Source organism: Anaeroplasma bactoclasticum, from assembly GCF_003550015.1.
Classification (GTDB): Bacteria; Bacillota_I; Bacilli_A; order Acholeplasmatales; family Anaeroplasmataceae; genus Anaeroplasma; species Anaeroplasma bactoclasticum.
On record NZ_QXEV01000005.1, the window covers coordinates 98,016 to 104,355 of the forward strand.

The 6,340-nt window shown below is 30.5% G+C and carries 6 protein-coding genes; all 6 read right to left on the reverse strand.

The features are described from left to right. Positions 1 to 217: 217 nt before the first annotated feature. From rlmD to EI71_RS03750, 6 genes are read right to left on the reverse strand one after another with little or no spacing between them, the layout of a single operon-like run. Entirely contained in the window at positions 218 to 1,558 is a 1,341-nt protein-coding gene (gene rlmD / locus EI71_RS03725; RefSeq protein ID WP_119015918.1) for a 23S rRNA (uracil(1939)-C(5))-methyltransferase RlmD, read from the reverse strand. Positions 1,559 to 1,573: 15 nt separating this feature from the next. Beyond that, positions 1,574 to 3,535, reverse strand: coding sequence for an excinuclease ABC subunit UvrB (gene uvrB / locus EI71_RS03730; protein WP_119015919.1), 1,962 nt, complete (start codon positions 3,533 to 3,535; stop codon positions 1,574 to 1,576). 18 nt (positions 3,536 to 3,553) lie between these two features. Further along, entirely contained in the window at positions 3,554 to 4,135 is a 582-nt protein-coding gene (locus tag EI71_RS03735; protein ID WP_119015920.1) for a ribonuclease H1 domain-containing protein, read from the reverse strand. After that, positions 4,113 to 4,742, reverse strand: a complete 630-nt coding sequence (locus tag EI71_RS03740) for an HD domain-containing protein (RefSeq protein ID WP_119015921.1) — start codon at positions 4,740 to 4,742, stop codon at positions 4,113 to 4,115. The genes EI71_RS03735 and EI71_RS03740 overlap by 23 nt, the downstream gene beginning before the upstream one ends. Before the next feature lie 3 nt (positions 4,743 to 4,745). Beyond that, the gene (trhA, locus tag EI71_RS03745) at positions 4,746 to 5,585 is read right to left on the reverse strand and encodes a PAQR family membrane homeostasis protein TrhA (RefSeq protein ID WP_119015922.1); all 840 of its coding nucleotides are present in this window, start codon (positions 5,583 to 5,585) and stop codon (positions 4,746 to 4,748) included. 16 nt (positions 5,586 to 5,601) lie between these two features. Then, the gene (locus tag EI71_RS03750) at positions 5,602 to 6,108 is read right to left on the reverse strand and encodes a hypothetical protein (RefSeq protein WP_119015923.1); all 507 of its coding nucleotides are present in this window, start codon (positions 6,106 to 6,108) and stop codon (positions 5,602 to 5,604) included. Between the last annotated feature and the right edge of the window lie 232 nt (positions 6,109 to 6,340).

The following is a 6,340-nucleotide window of genomic DNA, read 5'->3' on the forward strand; positions in this document are numbered from 1 at the left end:
AATTATGCTCCTTAATGAAAGATTGCAACAACAAATTATGTCTTCTGGTACGACCTTCATGTCTACCGCCACCATATCGTGGTTGCGAACATGTTACAAAAGGTCCACTTTCCATATGTTCACCGCCACGAGGTTTGACTATAAAAAAAGTATTTTGGACTTATTCTTGCCAAAATACTCACTTTATATAAAATTTAAATTTTGAAAAATGGCTTACCTAAGCCGTTTTTTTAGATATTACAGCTATAACCTCGACATGCAAAGTTCTAGAAAATAAGTCCACAGGAGTAGCTTCTACTACCTTATAGCCATTTTCTTCTAGGTATGCACAATCTCTTGCACAGGTTGCTACATTGCAAGATATATATACGATTTGTGGTATTTCCATTTGAATAACTGTATCTAAGAATTTTTGTTCACAGCCTTTTCTTGGTGGGTCAAAGAATATTGCATTTATTTTTTCTTTGTTTACAAGCTTTACTATTTCTTCTTCACAAGGTCCACAAATAAATTCTGCATTAGTAATATTATTTAATTTCATATTTTCTTTTGCATTTTCTATTGCCGATGGAACTATTTCAATACCATAAACCTTTTTAACTCTTCTTGCAATATTTAATGTAATTGAGCCCATACCACAGTATGCATCAATTACAGTCATATCATTTCTTAAATCTGCAAGCTTTAATGCTTCTGCATATAATCTTTCACATTGGTCATGATTAACTTGCATAAAAGATTGAGGAGATACTTGAAATTTATGAGTTAAGATATCCTCTATTATTACAGGATTACCATATAATAGCTTATATTTATCTCCTAAGACTACATTTGTTCTTTCTGGATTAATATTTAAATAGATGGATTTAATTTGTTTAAATTCTTCTACTAAATATTTAACTAAAACAGAAAAATCATAATCGTGTGTAGCAACAATTACTACCATGTACTCATTTAATGCAGTATGACGAATCATTACTTCTCTAAATAAGCCCTTATGAGTATCCTCATCATAAATCTTAATATGGAATATATTTAAGAAACGATTGATATAATAAATAATATCATTTGTAATATCATCAGATATTATACATTGATCTATAGATACTATTTTATGGCTTTTCTTTTCATAAAAGCCATAATGGCTATCTCCATCCTCATCTGTTTTAAAAGGCATCATTACCTTATTTCTATAGCCTAGTAAATTTCTATTTTGAATGATTGGGTGGAATTCAACATCCTTAAATCTACGGAAGGTTTGTTTTAACCTTCCTTCTTTAATTTTGCATTCTACTTCATATTTCATATGCATCATATCACATCCACCACAAAGCTCATAATATGGGCATTCTGGCTTTTGTCTATCTATAGATGCATCAAGTATATCTACTACTTCAGCAAATGCATATTTTTTATGGATATTTTCGATTTTTGCAGTTACCCTTTCTCCTTTTAAGGCACCCTTAACAAAAACTACCTTAGACTCAATATGGGCTACACCATAGCCATTCATATCAAAATCTTCAATATCCACTTTATAGATTCTTCCAACTTCCATAAGAATCTCCTTTCTCTACTTTGAAGCCTTTAACTCCAAAATAGCATCTCTAATTTGTGCTGCAGCCTCAAAGTTTAAATCACGAGCGTAGGCTCTCATTTGTTCTTCTAATTCAGCAATTAAATATACCTTTTCTTCTTTAGTCATATTCTTATGATATACACCTGTTTCATATTCCATATCTCCATCCATCTTTTTAACTGTTAAGGATTTAGGAATTTCTTTAATAATTGTTTTTGGTATAATATTATGCTCTAAATTATATTTATTTTGAATATCTCTTCTTCTTCTTGTTTCATCTATTGCAACTCTCATAGAATCACTTATAGTATCTGCATATAAAATAACCTTACCCTTAGCATTTCTTGCAGCTCTACCTATAGTTTGTATTAAGCTTCTTTCACTTCTTAAGAAGCCTTGCTTATCTGCATCTAATATACAAACTAAAGAAACCTCAGGTAAATCTAGACCTTCTCTTAATAAATTAATACCAACTAAGACATCATATTTACCTTCTCTTAAGGACCTTAGGATTTCTAGTCTATCTAGGGCTTTAATCTCTGAATGTAAGTATGCAACCTTACATCCCATCTTCTTTAAATAGTCTGTTAAATCCTCACTCATTTTAATTGTAAGAGTAGTAACTAATACTCTTTCATTCACTTTAGCTCTTGCTACTATTTCAGCATAAATATCATCTACCTGACCTAGGCTTGGTTTTACCTCAATAATAGGATCAAGTAGACCTGTAGGTCTAATGATTTGTTCTGTAATAGGGTATTTACTTTCAAATTCTGCAGGAGTTGCAGAAACAAATAGAGCCTTATCTATTTTACTATCAAATTCTTCAAATTTTAAAGGTCTATTGTCTAGTGCACTAGGTAGACGGAATCCATAATTCACTAAATTCATTTTTCTTGCCCTATCTCCATTATACATACCTCTAACCTGAGGTATAGTAACATGGGATTCATCTACAATAAGTAAAAAATCATCGGGGAAGAAATCGATTAGGGTTGCAGGAGTTTCTCCTTCAGCCCTTAAGGCTAAATGCCTAGAATAGTTTTCAACTCCACTACAAGAACCAGTTTGCTCTAGCATTTCTAAATCATACTTCGTTCTTTGTTCTATTCTTTCAGCCTCTAATGGTTTCCCCTCAAGTAAAAACTTTTCCTTAGTTACCTTTAATTCTTCTTTAATTCTTCTTAAGGCTTCCGTAAGCTTATTCTTATTTGTAACGAAATGTGTTGCAGCAAATATATTTGCAAACATTACATCCTCTATCGCTTTTCCAGTTACTACATCGAAGGTTCTAATTCTTTCTACCTCATCATCAAAGAATTCAATCTTTAAGCCCTTAGCGTGCTCGGATGGGGGAATGATTTCCAGTACATCTCCACGGTAGCGGAATGTTCCTCTTTTGAATTCGAAATCATTTCTTTCAAATTGCATCTCAACTAATCTTTGGAATAGCTTCTTTCTTGGGTATTCTTCTCCAACCCTAATACAAAGCATAGAATCCTTATAATCCTCAGGGTCTCCTATACCATATATACAAGATACAGATGCAATTACTATGACATCCTTATAATCCATCAAGGCTGCAGTTGCAGCATGTCTCATCTCATCAATTTCATCATTGATTTGAGCATCCTTTTCAATATAGGTATCTGAAGATACTACATAAGCCTCTGGCTGATAATAATCATAATAAGAAATAAAATATTCTACATGATTATCTGGAAACAAATCCTTAAATTCATTATAAAGCTGACCTGCTAGAGTTTTATTATGGGCAAGTATTAGAGTAGGTTTTCCAACCTTCTCTATTACATTTGCCATAGTAAATGTCTTACCAGAACCAGTAACACCTAAAAGTGTTTGTCTTTTAATCCCATTATTATAGTTTTTTACAATATTTTCTATTGCCTCTGGCTGGTCACCAGTAGGCTTATATTTTGATGAAATTTTAAACATGCTAGTGCCCTCCTTATTTTATATACCTAGCGCATCCTTAGCTAGCTTATCTGCATAATCATTATAATAATTATTTGTATGGCTTTTTACCTTATGGAATACTACTTTTATTTTATCCTTTACTCTATCAGATAACATTTGATATTCAATAGCTATTTTACTATTTGCCTTCCATTCATGAGTAAACCATTTTTCAATACCTAAATAGTCATAAAAGATATGCAATTCCTTTATTCCCTTTTTAACACAGTAAGCAATAATAAATCCAGCTCCCTGGATTTCTCCTGCAACATTTCTTAAATCAGAATATTCATCTTTTTCAAATTTCTTTTTATATGGGTATTCCTTCCCATCAATAATCAATATTCCACCGAAGGAATAGCATCCAGTATCATTATCATAAGAGCCATCAATATAAGCCTTAGGTGCAGTAATATTATCATCAAGTACAATATCATTGATGAATGCTTCTGCCTCTTCTTTGGTTTTAAAGGATTTATACTTTGGTGAATTATAATTCTTTAAATGGCTTTTGCATTCATCCCAAGAATCTACAATTTCACTTTTGGTATCATCCTTAATCGCATAATATTTCACCATTTAAGACTCCTTCAACAAAAATCTTTAATTCATCCGATACAGCATTAGAATAGCCCTTTAATATATATTCTATATTTCTATCTATTTTTTCAAATTTTAATCTTTTATTTAAAATATTGAATAATAGATGCTTTAAGGATGCATCAGATAATTCTGTATTTATTTGTTCTGATAATAATAAATTATGACCAGTTAATAATCTATATGCTGGCTTATATTTATTTTCTATTCTGAAAAAATCAGAATCCTTTGGTTCTCCCTTTAATCTAGTTAAATCCATATTATTTCTAATATCCATGATTTTAACTTCTTTAGCAATAGGATTTTGGCTTGCTCTTAAGACATAGCCTAAATAATCCTCATTATCTCTTTTGGTTAGGGCATCTACAGCATTTTTAACCTCTTCGCCAAATTCTTTTGAAATGTCATCTAAGGTAATGCTTGTATCTTCTACTGTATCATGTAATAAGGCAACAACCTTTAATGTTTCACCCTCTAAATGATCAGAAACCCATATAGGATGGGTTATATAATCATTTCCTGCCTTATCCTTTTGACCCTCATGTGCTCTTTTTGCAAATTCATAAGCTTTTTCTACTATATTCATAAGCTACCTCATATATACACAAGTATAAATACCAATAAACTGAGTAATTGCTCCTGCAACTACAAATAAATGGAAAATAAAATGTGCTGCTGGAACCTTTTTTAATACAAATGGAATCATTCCTAAGGAATATACAATTCCACCAACTAAAATCCACCAAAGTAATGCTTGGTTATATTGCCACCACCCCGGAATAAACATAACTCCACTCCAGCCAATAATGAAATAAAGTGGGAAATTGATTCCTTTAGTTCTACCGGGACCAAAAATAGATACAAATGTAATACCTGTAATAATTAATGCCCACATAATAGAAAACCAAATCCATGCCCATAGTGGTTGTCCTTGATTGATACCAAGCTCTACTAGCTGTAGTGGTGCAAATGTCCCACCAATTAGTAAATATATAGAGCTATAATCAAATCTTCTCCATAATCTTTTCACTCTAAGACCATGCTTCCAAGCATGGTATAGACAGCTCATTAGCATCATAATGATCATAGATATACCATATACTAATGAACCTGTAACCTTCATTGGTGTATCACTTTTTAAAAGCATTAATACTAATGCTACAATACCAAATATTGCTCCAAGTCCATGGGATACAGAATTTCCTATTTCTTCTAATACACTTCTTTTAGGTGCTTCATTTTTTCTTCTTATTTCTAATTCTTTTTCTGTTAATGGAGCATTTCTTCTTTCTTCTTTTTCTTCTTCTATATATACCTTTTCATGCTTACGGTATTCTTTTTTATTCTCTTTTTTTTGAAGTTTTAAGGATTTCTTTTCTTCTTTTGCCTGTCTTTTTAATTCTTTTTTCTTTTCTTTTTCCAAATTCATTAATCTCACCCCAAAACTATAAATAAATATTTAAAAGATTAAAATCCTCTTCTTTAAATAAAATATAATAATCCTTATCTAAGGAAATAACCATTTTAATCTTATCCAATATATTTATTTCTTTTATTTGATTCTTTAATATTTTAATTGTTTTCCATGTTTTTAAATATAAAATATCAGAATCATATTTAGCTAAAATAGATAATTCTTCATCGTCATCTAAATAGATAGTAACCCTCTTCCAATTCTTCTTTTCCTTATTCCATTTTTTTAAATACAAAAAGAATATCAAAGAAGGAACAAATAATATAAGAGATATGAATGTCATAATAACTAATATAGGAGCTTTAGTAAATGTATCACTAAAGCTTCTACCTTTAGAGATACTCATAATAATTGCCATCATACCAGCAATAAAGGTTAAAAGAAGTAAAATAATTACTGCAAGTACTATAATAGGGTTAATTTCCCTTCTTACTTTTTCTTCCTTATATCCTTTATAATATGCAAAATAATTCTCCATTATACTCATCCCTCATACTTCTTTTTTATTATACTTAATTTATTATAAATTAAAAATCGCAAAAAGAATAGAAAAAATAAAAAAACACCATTAAGAAACCTTAATGATGTATTTCATGGTTTTATTTCAATACTTCCTTTACATACTCTAAATCAAGATCTAAGAGGTATGCTATATTTTCTATAGATGCACCCTTTTCAAACATAGTTTTAATAGTTTCTAATTGGTTTTC